Origin of the sequence: Streptococcus timonensis (assembly GCF_900095845.1) — a bacterium.
GTDB classification, from domain to species: Bacteria; Bacillota; Bacilli; order Lactobacillales; family Streptococcaceae; genus Streptococcus; species Streptococcus timonensis.
In genome coordinates, this window is the sequence record NZ_FMIX01000004.1 from 140,871 (window position 1) to 164,751 (window position 23,881).

General features: G+C 39.2%; 26 protein-coding genes and 1 riboswitch. Of the genes, 14 read left to right on the top strand and 12 right to left on the bottom strand.

What is annotated here, in order from left to right; translation table 11 throughout:
- Positions 1-3: 3 nt before the first annotated feature.
- The 4 genes from accC to BQ2679_RS03975 all read left to right on the top strand — a co-directional run bounded on the left by accC (position 4) and on the right by BQ2679_RS03975 (position 3,911).
- Positions 4-1,371 (top strand): acetyl-CoA carboxylase biotin carboxylase subunit, encoded by a 1,368-nt coding sequence (accC, locus tag BQ2679_RS03960; protein ID WP_075566401.1) that lies wholly within the window; start codon positions 4-6, stop codon positions 1,369-1,371.
- A 34-nt stretch (positions 1,372-1,405) separates the two neighbouring features.
- On the top strand, positions 1,406-2,266 hold the full coding sequence (gene accD, locus BQ2679_RS03965) for an acetyl-CoA carboxylase, carboxyltransferase subunit beta (protein WP_075566403.1): 861 nt from the start codon (positions 1,406-1,408) through the stop codon (positions 2,264-2,266).
- A complete protein-coding gene (locus BQ2679_RS03970; RefSeq protein ID WP_075566405.1) occupies positions 2,263-3,030 on the top strand; it encodes an acetyl-CoA carboxylase carboxyl transferase subunit alpha in 768 nt (255 codons plus the stop codon). Before accD ends, BQ2679_RS03970 begins: the two co-directional genes overlap by 4 nt.
- A 155-nt stretch (positions 3,031-3,185) precedes the next feature.
- Positions 3,186-3,911 carry a CPBP family intramembrane glutamic endopeptidase gene (locus BQ2679_RS03975; RefSeq protein WP_075566407.1) on the top strand — a complete coding sequence of 242 codons (726 nt, stop codon included), beginning with the start codon at positions 3,186-3,188 and terminating at the stop codon, positions 3,909-3,911.
- 51 nt (positions 3,912-3,962) lie between these two features.
- Here BQ2679_RS03975 and nusB read toward each other — a convergent pair whose 3' ends face one another.
- From nusB to gatC, 9 genes are all read right to left on the bottom strand, one after another.
- Entirely contained in the window at positions 3,963-4,385 is a 423-nt protein-coding gene (gene nusB / locus BQ2679_RS03980) for a transcription antitermination factor NusB (RefSeq protein WP_075566409.1), read from the bottom strand.
- Positions 4,378-4,767, bottom strand: coding sequence for an Asp23/Gls24 family envelope stress response protein (locus BQ2679_RS03985; RefSeq protein WP_075566411.1), 390 nt, complete (start codon positions 4,765-4,767; stop codon positions 4,378-4,380). The genes nusB and BQ2679_RS03985 overlap by 8 nt, the downstream gene beginning before the upstream one ends.
- 21 nt (positions 4,768-4,788) lie before the next feature.
- A complete protein-coding gene (gene efp, locus BQ2679_RS03990) occupies positions 4,789-5,349 on the bottom strand; it encodes an elongation factor P (RefSeq protein WP_075566413.1) in 561 nt (186 codons plus the stop codon).
- A 79-nt stretch (positions 5,350-5,428) separates the two neighbouring features.
- The gene (locus BQ2679_RS03995; protein ID WP_075566416.1) at positions 5,429-6,757 is read right to left on the bottom strand and encodes an SPFH domain-containing protein; all 1,329 of its coding nucleotides are present in this window, start codon (positions 6,755-6,757) and stop codon (positions 5,429-5,431) included.
- Between the two features lie 9 nt (positions 6,758-6,766).
- Positions 6,767-7,753, bottom strand: a complete 987-nt coding sequence (locus BQ2679_RS04000; RefSeq protein WP_075566419.1) for a zinc-ribbon domain-containing transport protein — start codon at positions 7,751-7,753, stop codon at positions 6,767-6,769.
- Positions 7,754-7,815: 62 nt separating this feature from the next.
- Positions 7,816-8,196, bottom strand: a complete 381-nt coding sequence (locus BQ2679_RS04005; RefSeq protein ID WP_075566421.1) for a hypothetical protein — start codon at positions 8,194-8,196, stop codon at positions 7,816-7,818.
- Positions 8,197-8,247: 51 nt separating this feature from the next.
- The gene (gatB, locus tag BQ2679_RS04010; RefSeq protein ID WP_075566423.1) at positions 8,248-9,693 is read right to left on the bottom strand and encodes an Asp-tRNA(Asn)/Glu-tRNA(Gln) amidotransferase subunit GatB; all 1,446 of its coding nucleotides are present in this window, start codon (positions 9,691-9,693) and stop codon (positions 8,248-8,250) included.
- Positions 9,693-11,159, bottom strand: a complete 1,467-nt coding sequence (gene gatA / locus BQ2679_RS04015) for an Asp-tRNA(Asn)/Glu-tRNA(Gln) amidotransferase subunit GatA (protein ID WP_075566426.1) — start codon at positions 11,157-11,159, stop codon at positions 9,693-9,695. Before gatA ends, gatB begins: the two co-directional genes overlap by 1 nt.
- Positions 11,159-11,461, bottom strand: coding sequence for an Asp-tRNA(Asn)/Glu-tRNA(Gln) amidotransferase subunit GatC (gatC, locus tag BQ2679_RS04020; protein ID WP_075566428.1), 303 nt, complete (start codon positions 11,459-11,461; stop codon positions 11,159-11,161). The genes gatA and gatC overlap by 1 nt, the downstream gene beginning before the upstream one ends.
- Positions 11,462-11,672: 211 nt before the next feature.
- On the opposite strand from gatC, the gene BQ2679_RS04025 reads away from it, so the two are divergent.
- The 3 genes from BQ2679_RS04025 (at position 11,673) to BQ2679_RS04035 (ending at position 14,826) form a co-directional block, all read left to right on the top strand.
- Positions 11,673-12,359 carry a YwaF family protein gene (locus BQ2679_RS04025; RefSeq protein WP_075566430.1) on the top strand — a complete coding sequence of 229 codons (687 nt, stop codon included), beginning with the start codon at positions 11,673-11,675 and terminating at the stop codon, positions 12,357-12,359.
- A gap of 23 nt (positions 12,360-12,382) precedes the next feature.
- Positions 12,383-13,075, top strand: coding sequence for a YwaF family protein (locus BQ2679_RS04030; RefSeq protein WP_075566432.1), 693 nt, complete (start codon positions 12,383-12,385; stop codon positions 13,073-13,075).
- A 206-nt stretch (positions 13,076-13,281) separates the two neighbouring features.
- The gene (locus BQ2679_RS04035) at positions 13,282-14,826 is read left to right on the top strand and encodes a peptide chain release factor 3 (protein ID WP_075566434.1); all 1,545 of its coding nucleotides are present in this window, start codon (positions 13,282-13,284) and stop codon (positions 14,824-14,826) included.
- Between the two features lie 486 nt (positions 14,827-15,312).
- Here the strand turns inward: BQ2679_RS04035 and BQ2679_RS04040 are convergent, their stop codons facing one another.
- The 3 genes from BQ2679_RS04040 to trkA form a co-directional block, all read right to left on the bottom strand.
- Positions 15,313-16,005, bottom strand: a complete 693-nt coding sequence (locus tag BQ2679_RS04040; RefSeq protein ID WP_075566440.1) for a CPBP family intramembrane glutamic endopeptidase — start codon at positions 16,003-16,005, stop codon at positions 15,313-15,315.
- Positions 16,006-16,127: 122 nt separating this feature from the next.
- Positions 16,128-17,567, bottom strand: a complete 1,440-nt coding sequence (locus tag BQ2679_RS04045) for a TrkH family potassium uptake protein (RefSeq protein WP_075566442.1) — start codon at positions 17,565-17,567, stop codon at positions 16,128-16,130.
- Between the two features lie 3 nt (positions 17,568-17,570).
- On the bottom strand, positions 17,571-18,920 hold the full coding sequence (gene trkA, locus BQ2679_RS04050; RefSeq protein WP_075566444.1) for a Trk system potassium transporter TrkA: 1,350 nt from the start codon (positions 18,918-18,920) through the stop codon (positions 17,571-17,573).
- Positions 18,921-19,339: 419 nt separating this feature from the next.
- Between trkA and BQ2679_RS04055 the strand changes: the two genes are divergently transcribed.
- The 7 genes from BQ2679_RS04055 (at position 19,340) to rplA (ending at position 23,813) form a co-directional block, all read left to right on the top strand.
- A complete protein-coding gene (locus tag BQ2679_RS04055; RefSeq protein ID WP_075566447.1) occupies positions 19,340-19,843 on the top strand; it encodes a tRNA (cytidine(34)-2'-O)-methyltransferase in 504 nt (167 codons plus the stop codon).
- A gap of 54 nt (positions 19,844-19,897) precedes the next feature.
- Positions 19,898-20,115: riboswitch (FMN riboswitch) on the top strand.
- Positions 20,116-20,261: 146 nt separating this feature from the next.
- Positions 20,262-20,825, top strand: coding sequence for an ECF transporter S component (locus tag BQ2679_RS04060; RefSeq protein ID WP_075566450.1), 564 nt, complete (start codon positions 20,262-20,264; stop codon positions 20,823-20,825).
- A complete protein-coding gene (locus tag BQ2679_RS04065) occupies positions 20,815-21,465 on the top strand; it encodes a phosphatase PAP2 family protein (RefSeq protein WP_075566452.1) in 651 nt (216 codons plus the stop codon). The genes BQ2679_RS04060 and BQ2679_RS04065 overlap by 11 nt, the downstream gene beginning before the upstream one ends.
- Positions 21,466-21,491: 26 nt before the next feature.
- Entirely contained in the window at positions 21,492-21,890 is a 399-nt protein-coding gene (locus tag BQ2679_RS04070; RefSeq protein ID WP_075566454.1) for a ParB N-terminal domain-containing protein, read from the top strand.
- Positions 21,887-22,378, top strand: coding sequence for a GNAT family N-acetyltransferase (locus tag BQ2679_RS04075; protein ID WP_075566456.1), 492 nt, complete (start codon positions 21,887-21,889; stop codon positions 22,376-22,378). Before BQ2679_RS04070 ends, BQ2679_RS04075 begins: the two co-directional genes overlap by 4 nt.
- Positions 22,379-22,601: 223 nt before the next feature.
- Positions 22,602-23,027, top strand: coding sequence for a 50S ribosomal protein L11 (gene rplK, locus BQ2679_RS04080; RefSeq protein ID WP_001085804.1), 426 nt, complete (start codon positions 22,602-22,604; stop codon positions 23,025-23,027).
- A 96-nt stretch (positions 23,028-23,123) separates the two neighbouring features.
- Positions 23,124-23,813 (top strand): 50S ribosomal protein L1, encoded by a 690-nt coding sequence (gene rplA / locus BQ2679_RS04085; RefSeq protein ID WP_075566458.1) that lies wholly within the window; start codon positions 23,124-23,126, stop codon positions 23,811-23,813.
- The last annotated feature ends 68 nt before the right edge of the window (positions 23,814-23,881 follow it).

The window sequence follows — 23,881 nt, forward strand, 5'->3', positions numbered from 1 at the left end:
TCCATGTTTCGAAAGATTTTAATTGCTAATCGTGGAGAAATCGCAGTTCGAATTATTCGAGCGGCAAGAGAGCTGGGAATTGCAACAGTTGCTGTTTATTCGACTGCTGATAAAGAAGCTCTGCACACACTTTTGGCTGATGAGGCAATCTGTATCGGCCCTGGTAAGGCAACAGAGTCTTATCTAAATATTAATGCTATTTTATCTGCTGCAGTTTTAACTGAGGCAGAAGCTATTCACCCTGGATTTGGTTTTTTAAGTGAAAATTCCAAATTTGCAACTATGTGTGAAGAAGTCGGTATCAAATTTATTGGTCCTTCAGCTCGTGTAATGGATGTCATGGGGGATAAAATTAATGCCCGTGCTCAAATGATTAAGGCTAAGGTACCCGTCATTCCTGGTTCAGATGGAGAAGTCCATACTGCAGAAGATGCCTTGGCTATTGCAGAAAAAATTGGTTATCCTGTCATGCTGAAAGCTTCAGCTGGAGGTGGTGGTAAAGGAATTCGTAAGGTTGAAAAGGCAGACGATCTCGTATCAGCCTTTGAAACAGCCTCTAGTGAAGCCAAAGCAAACTTTGGTAATGGTGCTATGTACCTAGAGCGCGTGATTTATCCTGCCCGCCATATTGAAGTACAGATTCTTGCTGATCAAATGGGACATGTTATTCACCTAGGTGAGCGTGATTGTTCGCTTCAGCGGAATAACCAAAAGGTTTTAGAAGAAAGCCCTTCTATTGCGATTGGTAAGACACTCCGTAATGAAATAGGTGCTGCAGCAGTCCGTGCGGCGGAATCTGTTGGTTATGAAAATGCTGGTACCATTGAATTCTTACTAGATGAAGCAACTGGTAAATTCTACTTTATGGAGATGAATACTCGTATCCAAGTAGAACATCCTGTCACAGAATTTGTTTCAAACGTCGATATAGTTAAGGAACAAATTCGTATCGCGGCTGGTCATCCCTTGACGTTAAAGCAAGAAGATGTTGTTCTAAGAGGACATGCTATCGAGTGTCGAATCAATGCAGAAAATCCAGCTTTTAATTTTGCACCTAGTCCAGGTAAGATAAAAAATCTTTATCTTCCTAGTGGTGGTGTAGGTTTGAGAGTAGATTCGGCAGTTTATCCAGGTTATACTATTCCACCTTACTATGATAGTATGATTGCTAAAGTCATTGTTCATGGTGAAAATCGTTTTGATGCACTTATGAAAATGCAACGTGCTCTATGTGAGCTTGAAATTGAAGGTGTGGAGACTAATACTAATTTTCAATTGGATTTGATTTCAGATAGTCGTGTAATTGCAGGAGATTATGATACCTCCTTCTTGATGGAAACCTTCTTACCAAATTATCAAGCTAAAAAATAAGTATTCTAGAGTATGAGACTGAAAAGGGGGATGTATGGCTCTATTTAGTAAAAAAGATAAATATATTCGAATTACACCTAATCGTACGCAAAAAAAGCAAGCTAAACCAGTAGTGCCAGATGAACTGTTTTCTAAGTGTCCAGCTTGTAAACACACTATCTATCAAAAAGATTTAGGAAGTGAGCGTATCTGTCCCCACTGCAACTATACTTTCCGTATTTCTGCTCAAGAACGGTTGGATTTAACAGTTGAACCCAATAGTTTTGTAGAGATGTTTACTGGAATTGAAACTAAAGATCCTTTGAAATTCCCTGATTATCGTAAAAAATTAGCCCAAATTCGTCAGGAAACAGGTTTAGATGAGGCTGTTATAACAGGAACAGCTCTAATCAAGGGAGAAAAGGTAGCACTGGGAATTATGGATTCCAACTTTATTATGGCATCTATGGGAACAGTTGTTGGTGAAAAAATCACTCGTTTGTTTGAATTTGCAACTCTTGAAGGATTACCTGTCGTTCTTTTTACAGCATCTGGTGGAGCTCGTATGCAAGAAGGTATTATGAGCTTAATGCAGATGGCCAAGGTGTCAGCTGCTGTGAAACGTCATTCTATGGCAGGTCTCTTTTATCTGACCATTCTTACAGATCCTACAACAGGAGGTGTAACGGCTTCTTTTGCCATGGAGGGAGATATCATCTTAGCAGAACCTCAAAGTTTAGTTGGTTTTGCTGGTCGCCGAGTTATTGAAAACACGGTGAGAGAAGATTTGCCAGAGGATTTCCAGAAGGCAGAATTTCTCCTGGAACATGGTTTTGTGGATGCGATTGTTAGACGAAGAGAACTACCAGATATGATCTCTCGATTAGTGAGACTACATGGGAGGAATCACAGATGAAGATTGCAAAAATTGTCAGAAAAGCACGTGAACAAAGTAGATTAACTGCTCTGGATTTTGCAGTGGGAATCTTCGATGACTTTATTGAATTACATGGGGATCGCTCTTTTAGAGACGATGGTGCTGTTATCGGTGGAATCGGTTGGTTAGGTCATCAAGCAGTAACTGTTGTTGGTATTCAAAAAGGTAAAAGTTTACAGGATAATCTCAACCGTAATTTTGGACAACCTCATCCTGAAGGTTATCGCAAGGCCTTACGTTTAATGAAGCAAGCGGAAAAATTTGGTCGTCCAATTGTGACATTTATCAATACTGCGGGTGCCTATCCTGGAGTAGGAGCAGAAGAACGTGGACAAGGAGAAGCGATTGCTCGTAATCTCATGGAAATGAGTGATCTCAAGGTTCCTATCATCGCAATTATAATCGGTGAAGGTGGATCTGGTGGAGCTCTTGCACTTGCAGTAGCTGACCGTGTTTGGATGCTAGAAAATTCTATCTATGCAGTTCTTAGTCCCGAAGGCTTTGCCTCTATCCTTTGGAAGGATGGAAGCCGTGCCATGGAGGCAGCAGAACTGATGAAGATAACCTCTCATGAACTTCTAGAGATGGAAGTTGTAGATAAGGTTATTTCAGAAAGTGCTCTCTCTAGTAAAGACTTGTTAGCTCATGTAAAAAATGAACTAGAGCTAGAAGTAGAGCGACTAAAATCTATGTCTTTAGAGAAGTTATTGGAAGAACGATACCAACGTTTTAGAAAATATTAAAAAGAAAGCTAGAACTAGAAAATAGCTCTAGCTTTTTGGCTTCTATAAAATACATTTCAGGATTAACAATTGACTGTTGAAGAAATAATTGCTAAAATAATCAAAAAAATATGTATACTATTGAAATCAGTCAACTAAGATTTTTAGGAGTAAGTATGAAAAAACTAGGCTATTTGGGAATCTATACATTACTGGTATTTCTATCAATTTATCTACTAGACTACAGTAGTCTCTATCTGGCTAAGCTATTTGTCTGGGGTATGGATGGCTATTCTATTATTGTAGCAGTAGAGCAATTAGCTCTTTTAGTACTAGTTATCTATTGGCTTAAAAGGAAAAAAATGCTCTATATTTTTGAGAAAAAGGGCTCGAAGAAATCCAGATTCTTTTACCTTTTAGTTAGTTTAGTGGCTGCTTATTTTGTCCGTCAGTTGTTAAGTGCTTTTTACTTACAATTTAGTCGCTTCATTAATAACAACTATATCTTTGAAGACCTTCTTTCAGTCCTATCCTTCAGTGAGCAATCTACTATTTTAACGACTTGCTTCTCTTTTATCTCAGTTGTCATTTTGGGGCCTATATTGGAGGAGATTGTTCATAGAGGCTATTTTATGAATACCTTTTTCCCTAAGTCCAAATACTACTTGGATGTCATCTTATCAGCTCTTATATTTGGGCTCAGTCATTTGGTATTGTCCCATCGCGACCCCATCAGTTTGATGATTTATTGTTTTTTCGGTCTTTTCTTTGCTTTAGTCTACCGTTGGACAAAGAATCTAAAAATCACAATCCTGTGCCATATTTTTATTAACTTTCTCATTCATGCAGATTTCATCTGGTTGTTGCTTTCTAATTTAATCTATGATCGTTTTTTTAGATAGAGTGAAGCAAAGAAAAAGTGTTTGACATTCGTCAAACACTTTTTCTTGTATTTAATTTTTTTCTGTTACAAATTGACTAAGGAGTCCGTTGATAAAACGGGCAGATTTTTGATCTGAAAAGCTCTTAGCAAGCTCAATAGCCTCATTAACAGCTACGAGTTGAGGAGTATCAAAGGAAGTGATTTCAAAAACTCCTAAACGTAGAATACTTTTTTCAACCAAGGTTAAACGATCAATTGTCCAACCTGTTTTCAAATGCTGAGTAATTTGTTTATCTAAATCCTCTTTTTGAGCTTGAACACCCGATACTAGATCTGTAAGAAAGCTAGGGAGTTTTACCTCTTCGTCTTCACGATCATGAGTGTAGGCAAAGCGACAAGCTGTCTCTAAATCAGAACCAAATTCAAGACTCATAAGTGCTTGGAAAGCACATTTACGTAGTTCGCGTCTAGATTCTAATAATGGACTAGTCATTGAGGAAGTCCTCATCAAACAAATCTTTTAATTCTGGTTTTGGAGTTTTATCAGGCACAATACCAGCAACGTGAATGTTGACAGCAGAGATTTCGACATCTGCCATATTACGAACTGCATCCTTAACGGCTTTTTGGATAGCCATTGCTACCTTAGGTACCTTAACACCATACTCAAGGTATAGATAGATATCAGCTGTCAATTCTTCGTCAGATTCTTTTAGATATACACCGCGACCAAGTGAGAGTTTTGAAATAGTATCAGATACTGATTTATTTGAGAAAGAGTGGACTCCTTCTACTTTAGCAGTAGCAATAGCAATGATTTTTTCAAGTACACGTGGGGCGATAACGATTTCGCCAAATTGTTCTTCAATTCCCATAGAATGACCTCTTTCTAGAGATTAAGCGCGAGAAACGTAAGTTCCTTCGGCAGTGTTAATCACAAGTTTTTGTCCTGCTTCGATAAAGTCAGGAACGTTGACGACAAGACCAGTTTCCATAGTTGCTGGTTTACCAGAACCTGTAACAGTAGCACCTTTAATAGATGGTTGAGTCTCAGCAACTGTCAATTCAACAGTTGTAGGTACTGTTACACCGATTACTTCAGTTCCGTAGAATTGGATTTTAACATCAGAGTTTTCAAGGATATAAAGCAATTCGTTTTCAACATTAGCAACAGGAATTTCATACTGGTCGTAAGTTTCAGTATTCATAAAGTAAGCTGTTTCATCCATTTTGTACAAGTATTGTGCTGGTACAGTTTCGATGATCGCTTGTTCAAATTTTTCCTCTGGACGGTAGCTTGTTTCAAAAGTAGAACCAGTGCGGACATCACGCAATTTCATACGCATAATCGTATTTCCTTTACCTGGTTTGTGGTGACTAGCTTCCAAAACGCGAATTAATTTTCCGTCAGCTGTTTCAAAGGTCATACCAGCCTTTAGTTTACTTGCTTCAATCATGTTTATACCTCTTTTATAAATAGTTTACTCTTTATTGTATCATAATAGCCTAAAATTCTCAAATATCAGAGAAGATGAACTAGTTGACGGGTACAATATCCCCATTTTCATTTCTAGTTACTAAAACATATTTTCCATCTACTTCGATGTAAAAGTTTTTACTTGCAGTTTGTTCTGAATTAGTCGTTGGTTCAGGATTAGTTGTCTCTTCTGCTGGACTTGTGACTGTTGGATTAGTAGCTTGTTCAGGATTTGCAGATTGTACTGGGCTAGACACTTGCTCAGGATTTGCAGTTTGTCCTGAAGTCAAAGCTTGGTTTGGATCAGCAGGTTGTACTGGGGTATAGCTTTGATTTGGGTTCAAAGGTTGAGCTTGCTGGTTAATTTGACCGCCAAGTGTTTGTCCTAGGTTCATCCCCATAATCATGTTCATTCCATTGCCATTACCTTCATTATTAGCAGCAGCGATGAGAGCTTCGTTACGAGCACGACGTTCTTCAATCTCAATCGTGTTGTATTTCATGGCAACTAGTTCGCTGTCAAGCTTGCGAACAATTTCAAGACTTTCTTGATCGTAACTCAAGTCTTCAAGAAGGATATTGGTTGCTTCAATACCGTAAAGACTAGTCCATACCTTGTTGACTTCTTGTTTAGCGATTTCATTAAAAGTATCTTGATTAGCATTTAGGCTATAGATATCAACACGGTACTCATTTGTGAATTTGGCAATTGCGATTGCAATTTTAGGGGAAATATTTTGTCTAAGAGTTCCTTGAGCAATATCTTGGAGTGTAAATGGTTTATGTTCGTCAATTTGTTGACTGATAGAGCTAACGTAGAAAAGTACTGGGTCAGAAATCTTGATGTCGAACAAACCATAGAAACGGATATTGAGCAATTGTTGGTAACGTTCACTGAAGTATTCTACAGCATTTTGAGTGCCAAATTTATTCCCTGCGATTGGTTGGACACGGACAAAGATGATTTCTTGTTGAGTAACGACTTGACCAGCAAATGAAAAGCGGTGCTTGAAGTTTTCCCAAGTTCCTCTTATTCCACCTTTTTCTAGAAGCCAAGCGTTGTCTCCAGAGCGCCATTCATGGCTACCAGCTTCTAAGACATCACCAAGGAAAGTACCGTTATTTACAAGGATAGCAACATAACCTTGTGGCACAATTACGACAGAACCATCTGTTAAAAGTCCTGTATGTTGATTACCTTGTCTAGAAACTCCGTCAGGGTCTTTTGTAAGAAGAATTCCTTTAACAGCTAATGCTTCTGATGATACGTGTTCGGGAAGTACAACGGCTTCCTTAAATTTACTGTCATTAAAACTATTAATACCAGCAGATTTGGCAACATCAACAACTCCCTTAATCTGCTCTTTGGCCATACGAATAAATCCCATAATTTCCTCCTAATTATAAAGTTCGTCTTCATCCACAACTTCATAGGTATCAAGAACCCATTGGTTAGGACTACGGGTGATATCAGACCCGCAATAGTCACATTTGCTGATAGCTGATATTTTCAGTGGTGCGCCACAGTTTGGACAGCGGTCGCTAACGGCTTCATCTTGGACAGAGCTTTCAGTTTGACTGCCATGTTTGCGGATGAAGTTCATTTGATAAACTGTAAATAGATCTTTTTGAGGGTCTCCCTCAATAACCTTACGAGTCTTGTCTTCGATGACATAGTCTCTCAAGGTAGATGATAAAACGATGACTAAAGTATCGTTTCCATCTGGATTACTATTGAAATCTTTGATTCGAACATTTTCAACGTAAACGCGTTCCAAAACATTCGTTTTTTGAGATTGGATATAGTCTTCCAGTTGAGCACTGTGTTGAGTATAGAGACTAACACTTTCAAGAGAACGCACCAAGTTCCAATCCTTTTTAGTCCAAGCAGCCTGCAACTGGATATAAACTTCTTTAGCCCATGAAGTGAAAGCAGAGGCATCAAAGTTTGGATCATAGTATCTAAGTCGATCAATGGCTTGGCTATTATTTTCAACTCGACGATGGATAGTTGGTTGTGGTTGGTAGTTAGTCGAACTTCCATAAGATTTACCAGATGATGAATTCTGGTCATTCAGATATTTGATAAGCATGAAGAGTATGAAACCTCCGACACCAAACATAATCAGAATGTTCATGCCAGTGCTTAAAGAATCCCCCAAATTCGAGTAACTACCGCCAGAACGATAGCTGCTTCTGGAAGAAGAACTACCACTTGAACGACTTCGGCTAGAGCTACTACTTCGAGAACTGCTACTACTTCGTGAGCTACTGCGACTAGAGCTACCACTTCGAGAATGGCCGACACCTGCATCGATGGATTGTAGGGGTGTCACAAAGAGAAGAAGCAAGCAAGCAGCGATAAGAGTATATAACTTTTTCATATGTCTCCTAACTATGTGAGTACAAAAATAGTTTTTGCTAAATTTTATGTCTATAAGGAGTTTTATAGTTTTATAGTTTTATTTTCAATAAACCACCCTATAATCCAACCCAACACGAGTAAATAATTCTCGATAGCACCAATCGCATTAACAGGAGAATGATATTCAATAAAATTTAGCAAATGATTTGTTCCTATTCCGATACCACCAATAATGAGGGCAAGAAGGGCAATTCTCAGGTAAAACCAATCGTACTTAATATTAACGGCAAGAATAATAATTAAGACGGCTAGATTCCAAATTCCAATTTCTCTTTGCCATCCTGCAGAAATTCCGTAACCAGAATGCTCTCCCATATATGATGGGAAAAAGATTTGTAGAATGGAAGCACCCAACATTGCGACAATAACTAAGATAAATAGTACTCGTAAAAATTTGTTCATTTATTCTCCTTATTCTATTTTTAGTAGAAAAGGCTATTAACGAAAGTATATTTACTCGTTCTCTTTCAACTTAGCCAATTCTTGGGCAAGTAGTTTAAGAGCTACTTGTGGGTTGGCTTGGCCTTTGGTTGCTTTCATGAGGAATCCTGTGAAGGCCTTGTCAGCGTTACGTTTGCCTGACTTGAAGTCGGCAACAGCGGCTTCGTTATCGGCAAAAACTTGATGGATAATTGGAATCAAGATATCTGGGTCTGAAATTTGAACTAAACCGGCTTTTTCAACGTATTCACGAGCACCTCCACCATTTTTAGCAAGGTGGACAAAGACTTTCTTGGCAATCTTAGATGAAATAGTGCCGTCTTCGATGATAGCGATCATTTCAACCAAGTTTTCTGGTGTCAACTCGATTTGTTCCAGTGTCTTACCTTCGGCGTTCAAGAATTGAGCGACTTCACCTTGGAGCCAGTTAGAGACTTGCTTAGCATCGCCACCAAGGGAAACTGCTTTCTCAAAGAAGTCAGAAGTGACTTTGTTGGCAGTCAACTGGCTAGCATCGTAGTCTGATAATCCGAGTTGAGAGACATAGCGTGCACGGCGCTCTTTTGGAAACTCTGGCAACTCCGTACGCATTTCTTCGATCCACTCATCAGAGATTTCAAAGAGGGGTAGGTCTGGTTCTGGGAAGTAGCGGTAGTCTGCAGCTCCTTCCTTAACACGCATGAGAATAGTAGCTTTATTAGCTTCGTCATAACGGCGCGTTTCTTGGCGGATTTGACCACCTGAGCGAAGGATTTCAGCCTGACGTTGGACTTCGTATTCAAGACCCTTACGCACGTTTGAGAAGGAATTGAGGTTTTTCAACTCAGTCTTGGTACCGAATTTCTCTTGACCATAAGGACGAAGCGAGATGTTGGCATCCACACGCATAGAACCTTCTTCCATCTTAACATCAGAAATGCCAGCGTATTGGATAACCTCCTTGAGGGCTGTTAGATAAGCATAAGCTTCTTCTGGTGAACGCATGTCTGCTTCAGATACGATTTCAATCAAAGGCACCCCTTGGCGGTTGAGGTCAACATAAGAGTAACCATCTGTACCATGCGTGTTTTTACCTGCATCTTCTTCTAGGTGAGCACGTTCGATACCGATTCTCTTAGTCGTACCATCTTCTAGTTCCACTTCAATCCAGCCGTTGTAACCGATTGGTTCATCAAACTGAGAAATTTGGTAGGCTTTAGGATTATCAGGGTAGAAGTAGTTCTTGCGGTCAAAGTGCATCTTCTTATGGATGTCCATGTTAAGAGCGAGTGCAGCCTTGATACCAGCATCGACAACACCTTTATTGAGAACTGGTAGTACACCTGGGAAAGACCAGTCAATCACGTTAGTGTTGGCATTTTGGTCGTTTCCAAAGTGGGCAGAAGTAGGTGAGAAGATTTTTGAATTGGTGTTAAGCTCTACGTGGACTTCAAGTCCAATGACTGTTTCAAAGTTCATTAGTTATCACCTCCAAAAATCACGGGTTGTTGTTTGTGGTAGTCTGTTGTTGCTTCAAAAGCAGCAGCAGCTTGGTAGATAGTTTCTTCTGAATACTTAGGACCAATCAATTGGAGTCCTACTGGTAGACCTTGAACAAATCCAGCAGGAATAGAAATACCTGGGAGACCAGCTAAGTTAACTGGGATGGTCAAGAGGTCAGCCAAGTACATAGCAACTGGATCATGGTTGAGCGAATCCAAGTCGTAGGCAACGCTAGGAGCAGTTGGTCCCAAAATCAAGTCATAATCCGCAAAGACGTTATCGAAATCTTGGATGATGAGGGTACGGACTTGTCCAGCCTTCTTGTAGTATGCATCGTAGTAACCCGATGAAAGGCTGAAAGTACCTAGCATGATACGGCGTTTCACCTCTTCACCGAAACCTTGGCTACGGCTGTTTACATAGATTTCATCAAGATTAGTCGCATCCTCTGCGCGGTAGCCGTAACGAATACCATCAAAACGTTGCAAGTTTGATGAAGCTTCTGAAGAAGCGATGATGTAGTAAACGGCAACTCCGTATTTAGAGTGAGGAAGGCTAACTTCTTCAACGATAGCACCAAGTTTTTCAAAGTGCTTAGCAGCACTCAGAATAGTTTCCTTAACCTCTGGATCAATCCCTTCACCCAGGTATTCCTTAGGCAAAGCGATTTTCATGCCCTTGATGTCTTGACCGATTTTTGAAGTAAAGTCAGCAATGCGGACTGGAGCAGAAGTAGAGTCTTTGGCATCTTCGCTAGCAATAGCATTGAGCAAGAGGGCATTTTCCTTAACAGTTGGTGCAAAAGGACCAATTTGGTCTAATGAGCTACCAAAAGCAATGAGACCGAAACGTGAAACTGTTCCGTAGGTTGGCTTGAGACCAACAATCCCGTTAAAGGCAGCAGGTTGGCGGATAGAACCACCAGTATCAGAACCAAGTGATAAACGGACTTGCCCTGAAGATACAGCTGCTGCAGAACCACTTGATGATCCACCAGGAACCTTGCTGTGGTCCCAAGCATTTTTGGTTGCACCGTAGTAAGAAGTCTCACCTGATCCACCCATGGCAAATTCGTCCATGTTAGTTTTCCCAACAACGATCATGCCCTTAGATTTTGCATTGGCAACAGCTGTGGCATCAAAGATAGGCTCGTAGTTATAGAGCATTTTTGATGCTGCTGTTGTTAAGAGACCATCTGTAGAAATGTTGTCCTTAACTGCGAGCGGAATTCCTGAAAGGACATTGTCAGCATCAATACCAGCTTCATCAATAGCTTTAGCTTGAGCAAGAGCTTGGGCCTCAGCGATAGTGACGAAAGCATTGATAGCTGTCTCACGAGATTTGATATCTTCAAGAGTTGCTTGTGTTAGTTCTGTTGCAGAAATTTCCTTAGAGACAAGGAGATTGTGCAACTCTTCAATAGTTTTATTGTTAAAAGTCATTAGGCATCTCCTCCATCATCTAGGATAGCTGGCACCTTGATATAGTAGTTATCTTTTTCGGGTACATTTTTAAATAAGCGATCACGGTCTGTTCCTTCTTCGGCTACATCAGGTCGGAGAACAGTTTTACGGTCAGCCATAGTTGTAGTTGGTGCGACACCAGTTGTATCGACTTCACTGAGCAATTCGACCATATCAACAATTTTTGAGAGTGTTGTCGCAAATGCAGCAGTGTCTTCTTTTGAGAAATTTAATTTTGAAAGATTGGCAACGTGAGTTACCTCTTCTTGCGTAATTTTCATCGGATATCCTTTCGTGAAATGATGATTCTTTATCTGTTCTATTTTACCATATTTTCCCCTAAATAAGACAAGTCAGGCTAAAAAGAAATAGAAATTGCCAAACCCTTTTTAATTCGATATAATGGTTGAAATTGGAAGAGACAATAGTATTGGATTTAGTTATTCAAAAAAGACGGATTTTTTAGTAATTATAGGAAGTTAAGGATGACACATGACGATTTGGGAATTATTTTTTACAAGTAAACCAACAGTTCCTCCTCACTTGGGACCTTGGTACTTTCTCTTGCCAACATCTTTAGTGGTCGTGACTTATCTATCGATTAGATATGCACGCTACAAAGGTTACCAAAATTTTTGGTATTGGGGACAATTGATTCAACTGCTGATTATCAACGCATGGTATATATCAGCACGCCTGCCTCTTTCTGAGGCTCTCCCTTTTTACCACAGTCGTATGGCAATGTGGATTATCCTTTTTGCCCCAAATAAGACTTTTTTTAAACAATACTTTGCCTTAGTAGGAGTCTTTGGTTCCATCATGGCTCTGATTTATCCGGTTTTCTATCCCTATCCTTTCCCACATGTTTCGTCTTTAAACAATGTTTTCGGGCACTGGGCCCTCTTAGCCAACTGCTTGATTTATCTTGTCAGATATTATGAGATTAAAAAAGGGGATATTTGGAAAATTTGCCAGATGACCTTTGGGGTCAATGCCATTATCTTTCTTGCCAACCTCTTGACAGGAGGGAATTATGGCTTTATGAGTAAGCCTCCTGTGATTGGGAATCATGGTAGTTTGCTTAACTATTTGATAGTGACCAGTTTGATGACAGTTACTCTCGTCCTTATCAATCAACTTGTTAAATGTAAACATACAAACAGGCAGATTAAAACTTGAATTTGTTACCATAAGGAGACTTTATGCATCATTTTATTACAAGAACCCAAACGACGCCACCGCCTATTCCGATTTTTTGGTATGGAGTTATGATAGGCCTTCTTGCCTTGTCTATTTATGCTTCTCTTACTTACTACAAAAATCCTAAATTTGTTGGATTGTTTAAGTGGATACAAATGGCTCAACTGCTAGCTCTTTATACCTGGTATATAGGTTTTAGCATTCCATTTTCAAACAGTCTGCCCCTTTACCATTGTCGTCTGGCCATGTTTGCTGTTTTTTTCCTGCCAAATAAGTGGAAAATTAAGCAGTATTTTGCCCTTTTGGGAGCCAGTGGAGCAGTATTTGCCTTGGGCTACCCTGTTTTTGCCCCCTATGATTTTCCGCATATTACCAGTTTTTCTTTCCTGATTGGCCATTATGCCCTCTTGGTCAATTCCCTGGTCTATCTCATGAATCACTACGATAAGACCTTGCTGAAAAAGTATCGAATTATCGCCTACACTTTTATTCTCAACCTTTTCCTAGTTGGAGTCAATCAAGTGACAGGTGGGAATTACGGACTCTTGAATACGACGCCGTTTATTCCAGATGCCCCTATATGGATAAAGTATCTTCTGGTTTCAATCATTCTATCTGCAGCCCTAGTGCTCTTTGATATCTTGTTTAAGAAACGTTGGCAAAAGAAAATTGCTCTAGAAAAAATTAAATTTTGAAGAGATTGTAACTAGCGATACAAAATTAATATTGAATAAAAGAATCTTATGAGCAGGTCTAGTATCTTGACCTGCTTTTCTTTTATAAGCGATTGAAAAACTCTCTAAAATCCGATATAATGGAGTGTTGAAAGGAATGTTAGGGTCCGATGTAATAAAGAGTGATTATAAATTGAATTAATAAAAAAGTAGAAAGAAAGAGAAATATGACTATTCAAGAAGAAATTAAAAAACGCCGTACCTTTGCCATCATCTCCCACCCGGACGCTGGGAAAACAACCATTACTGAGCAATTGCTCTACTTTGGAGGAGAGATTCGTGAGGCTGGTACTGTAAAAGGAAAGAAAACAGGGACTTTTGCCAAATCTGACTGGATGGATATTGAGAAACAACGTGGGATTTCGGTAACCTCATCTGTCATGCAGTTTGACTACGATGGGAAACGAGTCAATATCCTAGACACTCCAGGGCACGAGGATTTCTCAGAGGATACCTATCGTACCTTGATGGCGGTGGATGCTGCGGTAATGGTAGTGGACTCTGCCAAGGGTATTGAGGCCCAAACCAAAAAGTTGTTTGAAGTTGTCAAACACCGTGGGATTCCAGTCTTTACCTTTATGAATAAGTTGGACCGTGACGGTCGTGAACCACTAGATCTCTTGCAAGAATTGGAAGAAGTCTTGGGTATTGCAAGTTATCCAATGAACTGGCCAATCGGGATGGGGAAAGCCTTTGAGGGGCTCTACGACCTCTATAACCAACGCTTGGAACTCTATAAAGGTGATGAACGTTTTGCCAGCCTAGAAGATGGCGATAAACTCTTTGCCAGCAACCCATTCTACGAACAAGTTAAAGATGATATTGAGCTTTTGAATGAAGCAGGAAATGAATTCTCAGAGGAAGCCATTCTTGCAGGTGATTTGACACCAGTCTTCTTTGGCTCGGCCTTGACTAATTTTGGGGTGCAGACTTTCTTAGAAACCTTCCTCAAGTTTGCTCCAGAACCACATGGACACAAGAAAACAGACGGAGAAATTGTTGATCCTTATGATAAGGATTTCTCAGGATTTGTCTTTAAGATTCAGGCCAACATGGATCCTCGTCACCGTGACCGGATTGCCTTTGTGCGGATCGTATCGGGTGAATTCGAGCGTGGTATGAGTGTTAACCTCCCTCGTACTGGTAAGGGAGCTAAGCTATCTAACGTCACCCAGTTTATGGCTGAAAGTCGTGAAAATGTCACTAATGCCGTGGCTGGAGATATTATCGGAGTTTACGATACTGGTACCTATCAGGTTGGAGATACGCTAACTGTTGGGAAAAACAAGTTTGAATTTGAGCCACTGCCAACCTTTACTCCAGAGATTTTCATGAAGGTTTCTCCTAAGAACGTCATGAAACAAAAATCCTTCCACAAGGGAATGGAACAGTTGGTACAAGAAGGAGCCGTCCAGCTTTATAAGAATTACCAAACAGGCGAGTATATGCTAGGTGCTGTTGGACAACTCCAGTTTGAAGTGTTTAAACACCGTATGGAAGGTGAGTATAACGCTGAAGTGGTTATGACTCCAATGGGTAAAAAGACAGTTCGTTGGATTAAACCTGAAGATTTAGACGAACGCATGTCTTCGAGTCGTAATATCTTGGCCAAGGACCGCTTTGACCAACCTGTCTTCCTCTTTGAAAACGACTTTGCCCTTCGTTGGTTTGCAGACAAGTATCCAGATGTGGAGTTGGAAGAAAAGATGTAACTCAGTACTAACAATTGGAACTAAAGTTCCTAATTGTTGGACGCTAGTCGCTATTCGGCGAACTAGCTAACTGCCTTACTAACTGCGTTTGGCAAATATAATCGATTTGCCAAACTCCGTGTCGTAGTTCAGTAAATTTATGTAGTTGTGTAACAATCTAAGTAACTAACGCCATGTTTCTATGGAACTTGGCTAGGCGCTCTACTAGTAAAGTTTTACGAATATTATCGATTCGTAAAACTTTACGTCGTAACAGTCCGATGGGAAGGTTATCCTAACTGCCTCACTTACTGAGTTTTACAAATGGAATCGATTTGCCAAACTCCGTGTCGTAGAGTAAAAATCGGCTTACCTAAACACTTCACTAGAAAAAGTCCACGAATGGGATCGATTCGTGGACTTTTCCGTTGTAAGAGATAGAAAACCCATGAATAGTAATATTCATGGGTTTTTAAGTAATTGTTTTAAGTTTTTTCCTGTCCTAGCTTACATGCCGATATATCTCGATAATAATACTACTAGAGTAAGCAAGATAAAGCTGACACTATTTAGGACCATATGAATGGCGATAGACATTTCTAAACGACGCGTTGTGTATGCGGTCCAAGTTAGGACAGCAGACATCCAACCGTAGATTATAAATGACGGGAAATTTGAAGGAACGTGAGCTAGGAGAAAGAGTAGCCACCCTAGTACATAGCCCACTTTTTCATATCCTTGGAAGAGTTTGGTTGGGATAATGCCACGACAGATAATCTCTTCACAAATCGGAGCAATTAAAACGACTAGAAAGAACATAGCAATAAGTGAGCTTTCGGAGAAGAGATTATTGAGAATTTGTTGGTTGGAAGTCGTTGTTTGATTAAGTAATTGTAACATGATGCCACCTATGAGATTTCCAACAAAGATAGCTAGGTAACTCAAGGCAATTCTAGGCAAATCGTTGATACTAAAGAGTTTTTTCTTAATCACTAAAAGCTTACTTTTATGAGCGCCATACAAAAAGATAGCTAAAACAAATATAGAAACAAGGCTAATAATGATTCCAGACCAGATGGAAGGAATCTCAGTTTGGGCTAGCAAACCTAGAAGTGCCATTGGAGTCTGTGAAAGAACGATGGCTACCAGTAAAATACCAAACCATGCAAGTCGTTTACGAAAATCTTTAAAAAAATTCATTAAAGTTCCTCCTGAAAATTTACTTTATTATAACATATTTGTAGGAATTGTTCTATCTGATACCACAAAATGAATGAAACTAAAATCCTCTCGAATTTGAGAGGATTTTAGTTTCATTCTTCTTATCGTTTAGACCAAGTTCTTCTCATGAAGAGCAGTAAAATAGGATAAATCTCTAGTCGTCCAGCAATCATAGCGAAAGCAAGCAAAATCTTTGAGAAAGGGCTAAAGATTGAAAAACTTGCTGTTGTGCCAAGGATAGGTCCGATATTGTTAAAACAGCTAAATACAGCACTAGTAACAATCATCAGATTATTATTGTCTAAGCTGATGATAAAGATCAAGCTGATTAGAATCATAACATAAATCACAAAATATTTGAGAACCTTGTGCTGGGTATCCTTGTCAATAACCGCTTGATTTACATGGAGAGTGAGGACACGGTGAGGTGATAAAGTTGATAACACCTGATTTTTAGCAATTTTTGCCATAATGAGTCCTCGAATAATCTTAAGACCACCAGCTGTTGAACCGGCAGAGCCTCCAATAGCCATCAATAAGAGAAGGATAAATTGAGAGAAGAGTGGCCAATTAGTAGTATTTCCATAACCAAAACCAGTGGTAGTGATGATGTTTGAAACTTGAAAGAGAGCCATCTCAAAGCTATCTGCAAGGCTATGATAAAGATGGAGTGTGTTTAAAGTGATGAGACCGGTAGCAGTGATAACAATTAGGAAATATGCGCGTAGCTCTTCATCGAAAAAGAATTCCTTTACTCGACGCAGCATAAGATAGTAGTAGAGGTTGAAATTGACGCCAAATACTAAGACCCCAAAACTTGTGAGATAGGTAATTAAAGAACTTTGATAGTGAGCAATACCATCATTATAAACAGTGAAACCACCAGTACCAGCAGTCCCCATAGCAATAACGACACTGTCATAGAGTGGCATTCCTGCCATGTAATAAAGAATGATAAAGAGGACAAAGAGAGCTAGATAAAGTACATATAAAATTTGTGCGGTGTTCTTAAGTTTAGAGACTACTTTTCCAAAAATAGGTCCAGGAACCTCAGCTCTCATGACTTCCATATGACTGTTCTGAGCGTTATCCATAATTGCTAAGGCAAAGACAAGTACCCCCATTCCTCCAATGAGGTGGGTAAAGCTTCTCCAGAATAATAGAGAACGACTTAGGACAGATACATCGTTTAAAATTGTTGCTCCCGTTGTTGTAAATCCAGAGCTGATTTCAAAGAATGCATCTATCAGGTTCGGAATTTGAGCTGAAAATACAAAGGGTAAAGCACCAAAGAAGGACCAGAGAATCCAGCATAGGGAAACGATTAAGACTCCCTCTTTTGCGTAAATGTGTTTCTCTTTTGGTTTAATGATAACCCCTGCTCCACCCAGTACTGTTAGAATACCAATAGTAGAAAAAAGGGCGATAAAGACCTGGTTTGATTCTTGGTAGTATAGAGCAATAGCCACTGGAACTAGCAGCAAAACTGCTTCAATTAAGAGGAGTTTTGCGAGAAGAAAGCGAATCATACTTCTATTCATGGCTTACCTCTCTAACAGATCGTAGATCTTAGTGATATTTGATAGTAAGGTAATGACAACCAATTTATCTCCCACTTCAAGAGTGTCTTCGCCCGTTGGGAAGATGGTTTTTCCATTTCGGATAATAGCAGCAATCAAGATATCTTTCTTAAATTTGAGATTTGATAAAGGCTTGCCTGTCATTTTATTTTCTTCTTTGATAAGAAGTTGTATAGTTTCTACCTGACCGTTAGCGAGGTGGTGGATAGCTTGAAGGTCAGAATATTGGGCATTAGCTCGCCCGTGGATAAAGTGCATGATTGTATCAACAGCAATTGTCTTTGGCGTGATGATACTTGAAAAATCTGGGGTATTAATAATTTCTAAAAGACTAGTTCTATTAACTTTAGTAATGTTTTTTTGAACTCCAATACTATCTAAGAACATTGAGGTAATGATATTCTCCTCATCGACCCCAGTTAGAGTAGCGACAGCATCATAGTGTTGCGCGCTTTCTTCTAAGAGAACATCCTTGGTAGTTCCGTCTCCTTGAACGATGTATAGTTTAGGGAAATTTTCACTAAAAAAGGTTGCTCTTTCAGAATTGACTTCGATAACTTTTGTTTCGATACGACTGTCTTTCAAGATTTTCAAGAGATAGTAAGCAATTTTACCAGCACCTACGATTAGTAAGCTCTTAACAACTCTAGATTTGATGTAGTTATGGAAGAGCATCATGTCAATCCGATCCCCTGTAACAAAGATTCGGTCCTTGTCTTCTAAAATCATGTTACCACTTGGGATCATGAGTTTGTGATCACGTTCAATAGCACAAATAATGACATTGCCAAATTTTTTACGGAAATCAACCATAGACATTTGGCAAATATTACTATCTTTTCGGACAATAAATTCCATTAGACTGACCAAGCCACCAGCAAAGCGTTCAACTGAAAGAGCATTAGGGAAGTCTATGATATTGGCAATAGCACGAGCTGCCAGTAATTCAGGATTAACAATCAAGGAGAATCCAAGAATATTTTTTTCTTTAAAATAAGGATTGGAATATTCAGGATTACGTACACGGACAATTGTTTCTTTTGCACCCATTTTTTTAGCAAGAACAGCTGCAACCATATTGACTTCGTCGTACTGGGTCATAGCAATAAAAATATCACAATCTTGGACATTAGCTGCTTCTAGCATAGCGAAGTCAGCTCCGTTTCCTGCAAGTCCAATAATATCAAAACGTCTTGTCATGTAATTAAGGACTGTTTCATTTTGCTCAATTAAGACGACATCATGGTCGTCTGCTACTAAAGAGCTACAGAGGGCTGAACCAACTTTTCCCCCTCCGACAAGGATAATTTTCATAGTTATTTAACCTACTTTTTCAATATGTTTCTATCATACTCTTTTTTATAAAAAAATGCACTTAAGAACCGCTATTTTTATCTATTCCGAGACATTTCCTAATCTTAAAAGTCAAATCATAAAAGTCTTTATTTCCTATAAATTTTCATTGTTTTTCAAGATATGGTATTCTGTAATATAACGATTTTAATAATTGTTAGAGTGTTTTCTGACTATGCAAATATGCTTGTGAAAAAAGTGAAAAATTCAAGACGTTTCTATTGACAATCAATCTGAAAGTGTTATACTAAGAAAGTAGTTTCGCTGATTTACTTCAAACCTGTTGTGAGGTAAGTTAACGATGCCTTAACCACGCTGTTTGCTGAGCTTGACTCCGGGCAGTGTGGCTATTTTTTTGCAATGATAAAAGGAAGCAAGTTATGACAAACCACATTGTATTATTTGAACCACAGATTCCACAAAATACAGGAAATATTGCGCGTACCTGTGCAGCAACCAATAGTCCCCTTCATATTATCAAGCCCATGGGTTTTCCTATCGATGATCGCAAAATGAAGCGTGCGGGTCTGGATTATTGGGACAAGCTTGAAATCTATTTTTACGAGAATCTAGCTGACTTTGTGGACAAGATGGATGGTCAACTTTACCTGATTTCCAAGTTTGCAGAAAAGGTTTATTCGGATGCCGATTTTACAATGGAAGGGAACCACTATTTCCTTTTTGGAAGAGAAGATAAAGGCTTGCCTGAGGAATTTATGCGAGAACATCCAGAAAAGGCACTTCGAATACCTATGAATGATGAACATGTCCGCAGTCTCAATGTTTCGAATACTGTTTGTATGATCGTATACGAAGCTCTACGTCAACAGAATTTTGCTGGTTTGGACTTGGTTCATATCTATGAGACTGACAAGTTGAAATAATCATGAAAACGAATACTTAATGCTTGCACTTGCAAGCGTTTTTTGTTATGATAGAAGGGTCTTCAGGGCTGGGTGTAATTCCCGACCGGCGGTGACTTTAATTAGCTATTTCGGCTTACTCGTCGTTGTCTTGTCTCGATATACTTTAGTATTATCTTCGACTGCAACGCCTAGATTAATCTCAAATATCTTAGTTAAAGAAGTCCGCGAGCGCAAGCTGATGTGGTGTGATTCCACAACCGACAGTATAGTCTGGATGGGAGAAGACGAAAGAATAATTTTATCTATTCCACTTAAATATATAGGAAGTTCTTTTGGTGTTTTTGACCAATAGATTGTTTTTGATATAGTTGAGTTGATAGATAGAGTGGGACTTTCCAACTTCTTCTGATTTTATAGAAAATTGGAGGAACCTGTTATGACAAACACACGTCGACTTTCGACCATTGCAATTTTATCAGCACTTTCATTTGTGTTGATGTACTTTGACTTTCCACTCTTGCCTGCGGCGTCCTTTTTGAGGATTGAGTTCAGCATCTTACCGGTTTTGGTAGGGTTAATAGTACTCGATTTACCTGCAGCTTTTGTGATAATTTTACTCCGTTCCTTGCTTAAGTTAATTCTAAACAATCAAGGAGTCAGCACCTATATCGGTTTGCCGATGAATATCGTGGCTATAGGAGTTTTTGTTCTTGCATTTGGTTTGATTTGGAAAAAAGATCGGACGCCAATTCGTTTTGCTCTAGCTTCTCTTGCTGGTACGATTGGTTTGACCTTGGCTATGCTAGTTCTTAACTATGTTTATGCTGTCCCATTATATGCTAAATTTGCTAATTTTGATATTGAGAAAATACTAGGACTAAGTAACTATTTGTTGACAATGGTTTTACCTTTTAACTTAATTGAGGGTATTATCTTTGCACTAGCATTTTGGTTGATTTATGTCTTCCTAAAGGTAACTTTAAAACGTTATGAAAGATAAACAAACATATTTAACAAAGGGCTCTTTTGCCCTTTTACTATTTGTAATTCTAGGTTATGTCGTTAAGTTTTATCCAGAACAATTGATACCATTTGATTCGTCTATCCAGACAGCAATCCGTGGAGATTTACCAGCTATATTGACAACTGCCTTTCGTGGGATTACTCGTCTGATTGACTTACCAGTCGTTATTTCTTGGACAATTCTATTGACTGTTATTTTTTATCTGAAAAAGTGGAAGTCAGAAAGCCTTTTAGTAGCTGGCAATCTTAGTTTGGCTGGAATTTTAATTGTGTCCTTAAAACACCTCTATCAACGTCCCCGACCTGAAATTTTACACTTGGTCGAAGAAGAAGGCTTTTCTTTCCCTAGTGGTCACTCGCTAGCAGTAACCCTCTTAATCGGTTCTCTAATTATCATTGTGGGTCAAAGAGTGAAAAATAGGACTGTAAAGCTTATCCTGCAGATTTCACTGGGAATCTACCTAGTAAGTGTAATCATTTCCAGAGTCTATCTGGGAGTTCATTACCCATCAGATGTTCTTGCCAGTCTCTGTCTGGGTCTTGGAATTCTATTCATTGAATTTCCATTTTATGACAAACTTCGCTTTCAATGGCGCTTCACAGGCAAACAAAAGTAGTTATTAACTCTTCTTGAGGAGAAAAAATGGAAGTCAAGATAAAAGATCTTCATCCGACCCAACTATACTTATCAGAAAAGAAGTTGCAAGATATCCAGATGCTTTATCAGTCGGTAGAAAAGCCAAGTATTAATCCAATCAGTGTTCTTGCATTTGGAGATCGCTTGCTAATTACAGACGGGCATCACAGAGTTTACCAAGCTTTGTTGACAGGTCAAAATACGATTTCTGCTGAGTGGGATAAAGATGGTGGTAATGAACTATATCATCTCTATGCGCAAGTTTGCGAGGAAAGAAAGATATACTCTGTTCTGGATTTAAAAAATCGTATCATACCTCAAGATGAGTATGAAGCAAAATGGTACAACTGGTGTGATGGTTTTAATCAAGCAGCGGCTCTCTTATTGAAAAGGAAGTTAAAATGAAACAAATCATTCAAATTGATAGTTCTTTACGCTTGGTTCCTTATTTTTTAGCAGATCATCGTGATGTAGCTTTGACTTGGTATCAGGATGTGGACTTGGTTGAACTTGTAGATGGAGTCAGAAGCCCCTATAGTGTTAAAAAATTGAATGCTATGTACTCCTATTTAGAAAAACACGGGGATTTATTTTGGATTGAGTATAGAGAAAAGGGAGAGTGGCTTCCGATTGGGGATGTCACCTTATCTCTGGAGAATATTCCTATTGTGATTGGCAATCCAACTTACCAGCATCAAGGACTTGGATGTAAGGTTTTGAAGACTTTGATTGATCTAGCTCGACAAAGAGGATGGAAAGAATTAAAAGTTCAGGAAATCTATGATTTCAATTATGCCTCCAGACGATGTTTTGAGTCCCTTGGATTTGTGGAGAGCGGAAGTACTGAGAAAGGGACAAGCCTGCTCTTAAAGCTGGACTCCTACAAAATTTAGTATCCCTTATAATCGTTCAAAACAGAGCGGTTTTTTGTTTGTAGTTCAGGACTCTTTCACGAAGGAAATGATAGTAAAATTCAGTAATAAAAATTCTCTAAAAATAGAACTTTTCTCTTGCATTTGAGATAGATTAGTGTATAATAGTAGGGTATGTGTAAAACATACTTGTGGGAGGTAAAAATCTTACATTACCGCCAAAACCACAAAGGAGGATTTAAAAATGGCTAAAAAAGTCGAAAAACTTGTAAAATTGCAAATCCCTGCTGGTAAAGCTACACCAGCTCCACCAGTTGGACCTGCTCTTGGTCAAGCTGGTATCAACATCATGGGATTCACAAAAGAGTTCAACGCTCGTACAGCTGACCAAGCTGGTATGATCATTCCAGTTGTTATCTCAGTTTACGAAGATAAATCATTTACTTTCATCACTAAGACACCACCAGCTGCTGTTCTTTTGAAAAAAGCTGCAGGTGTTGAAAAAGGATCAGGTACACCTAACAAAACAAAAGTTGCTTCAGTTACTCGTGCGCAAGTACAAGAAATTGCAGAAACTAAGATGCCAGATTTGAACGCTGCAAACCTTGAGTCTGCAATGCGTATGATCGAAGGTACTGCTCGTTCTATGGGATTCAACGTTGTTGACTAATCAATAACATCCCAAGATAACCCGCAAGACTTCATCATTTCGAGAAGTGACGTGGGAGATGAAAATCGATTGAACCACTTACAAGGAGAATAGAAAATGGCTAAAAAAAGCAAACAACTTCGTGCTGCTCTTGAGAAAATCGACAGCACAAAAGCATACAGCGTAGAAGAAGCTGTAGCTCTTGCAAAAGAAACTAACTTTGCAAAATTTGACGCAACTGTAGAAGTTGCATACAACTTGAACATTGACGTTAAAAAAGCTGATCAACAAATCCGTGGAGCAATGGTATTGCCAAACGGTACTGGTAAAACAGCTCGCGTTCTTGTATTTGCACGTGGTGCAAAAGCTGAAGAAGCTAAAGCTGCTGGTGCAGACTTCGTTGGTGAAGACGACCTTGTTGCTAGAATCAACGACGGTTGGTTGGACTTCGACGTAGTTATCGCTACACCTGACATGATGGCTCTTGTTGGACGCCTTGGACGTGTCCTTGGACCACGTAACTTGATGCCAAACCCTAAAACTGGTACTGTAACAATGGATGTTGCTAAAGCAGTTGAAGAGTCTAAAGGTGGTAAAATCACTTACCGTGCAGACCGTGCAGGTATCGTACAAGCTATCATCGGTAAAGTTTCATTTGAAGCTGATAAGTTGGTTGAAAACTTCAAAGCATTCAACGAAACAATCCAAAAAGCTAAACCAGCTACTGCTAAAGGAACTTACGTAACAAGCTTGACAATCACAACTACACAAGGTGTTGGTATCAAGGTTGACGTTAACTCACTTTAATTTAATAAGTATAAAATTTAAAACAAAAAGGTTGAAGGTAGATTTACCTCAACCTTTTTTGTCGTCAT

Excerpts from the sequence above, each read along its gene's own strand:
- accC (WP_075566401.1), top strand. The coding sequence starts at position 4 with ATGTTTCGAAAGATTTTAATTGCTAATCGTGGAGAAATCGCAGTTCGA.
- accD (WP_075566403.1), top strand. The coding sequence starts at position 1,406 with ATGGCTCTATTTAGTAAAAAAGATAAATATATTCGAATTACACCTAAT.
- BQ2679_RS03970 (WP_075566405.1), top strand. The coding sequence starts at position 2,263 with ATGAAGATTGCAAAAATTGTCAGAAAAGCACGTGAACAAAGTAGATTA.
- BQ2679_RS03975 (WP_075566407.1), top strand. The coding sequence starts at position 3,186 with ATGAAAAAACTAGGCTATTTGGGAATCTATACATTACTGGTATTTCTA.
- nusB (WP_075566409.1), bottom strand. The coding sequence starts at position 4,385 with ATGACTAGTCCATTATTAGAATCTAGACGCGAACTACGTAAATGTGCT.
- BQ2679_RS03985 (WP_075566411.1), bottom strand. The coding sequence starts at position 4,767 with ATGGGAATTGAAGAACAATTTGGCGAAATCGTTATCGCCCCACGTGTA.
- efp (WP_075566413.1), bottom strand. The coding sequence starts at position 5,349 with ATGATTGAAGCAAGTAAACTAAAGGCTGGTATGACCTTTGAAACAGCT.
- BQ2679_RS03995 (WP_075566416.1), bottom strand. The coding sequence starts at position 6,757 with ATGGGATTTATTCGTATGGCCAAAGAGCAGATTAAGGGAGTTGTTGAT.
- BQ2679_RS04000 (WP_075566419.1), bottom strand. The coding sequence starts at position 7,753 with ATGAAAAAGTTATATACTCTTATCGCTGCTTGCTTGCTTCTTCTCTTT.
- BQ2679_RS04005 (WP_075566421.1), bottom strand. The coding sequence starts at position 8,196 with ATGAACAAATTTTTACGAGTACTATTTATCTTAGTTATTGTCGCAATG.
- gatB (WP_075566423.1), bottom strand. The coding sequence starts at position 9,693 with ATGAACTTTGAAACAGTCATTGGACTTGAAGTCCACGTAGAGCTTAAC.
- gatA (WP_075566426.1), bottom strand. The coding sequence starts at position 11,159 with ATGACTTTTAACAATAAAACTATTGAAGAGTTGCACAATCTCCTTGTC.
- gatC (WP_075566428.1), bottom strand. The coding sequence starts at position 11,461 with ATGAAAATTACGCAAGAAGAGGTAACTCACGTTGCCAATCTTTCAAAA.
- BQ2679_RS04025 (WP_075566430.1), top strand. The coding sequence starts at position 11,673 with ATGACGATTTGGGAATTATTTTTTACAAGTAAACCAACAGTTCCTCCT.
- BQ2679_RS04030 (WP_075566432.1), top strand. The coding sequence starts at position 12,383 with ATGCATCATTTTATTACAAGAACCCAAACGACGCCACCGCCTATTCCG.
- BQ2679_RS04035 (WP_075566434.1), top strand. The coding sequence starts at position 13,282 with ATGACTATTCAAGAAGAAATTAAAAAACGCCGTACCTTTGCCATCATC.
- BQ2679_RS04040 (WP_075566440.1), bottom strand. The coding sequence starts at position 16,005 with ATGAATTTTTTTAAAGATTTTCGTAAACGACTTGCATGGTTTGGTATT.
- BQ2679_RS04045 (WP_075566442.1), bottom strand. The coding sequence starts at position 17,567 with ATGAATAGAAGTATGATTCGCTTTCTTCTCGCAAAACTCCTCTTAATT.
- trkA (WP_075566444.1), bottom strand. The coding sequence starts at position 18,920 with ATGAAAATTATCCTTGTCGGAGGGGGAAAAGTTGGTTCAGCCCTCTGT.
- BQ2679_RS04055 (WP_075566447.1), top strand. The coding sequence starts at position 19,340 with ATGACAAACCACATTGTATTATTTGAACCACAGATTCCACAAAATACA.
- BQ2679_RS04060 (WP_075566450.1), top strand. The coding sequence starts at position 20,262 with ATGACAAACACACGTCGACTTTCGACCATTGCAATTTTATCAGCACTT.
- BQ2679_RS04065 (WP_075566452.1), top strand. The coding sequence starts at position 20,815 with ATGAAAGATAAACAAACATATTTAACAAAGGGCTCTTTTGCCCTTTTA.
- BQ2679_RS04070 (WP_075566454.1), top strand. The coding sequence starts at position 21,492 with ATGGAAGTCAAGATAAAAGATCTTCATCCGACCCAACTATACTTATCA.
- BQ2679_RS04075 (WP_075566456.1), top strand. The coding sequence starts at position 21,887 with ATGAAACAAATCATTCAAATTGATAGTTCTTTACGCTTGGTTCCTTAT.
- rplK (WP_001085804.1), top strand. The coding sequence starts at position 22,602 with ATGGCTAAAAAAGTCGAAAAACTTGTAAAATTGCAAATCCCTGCTGGT.
- rplA (WP_075566458.1), top strand. The coding sequence starts at position 23,124 with ATGGCTAAAAAAAGCAAACAACTTCGTGCTGCTCTTGAGAAAATCGAC.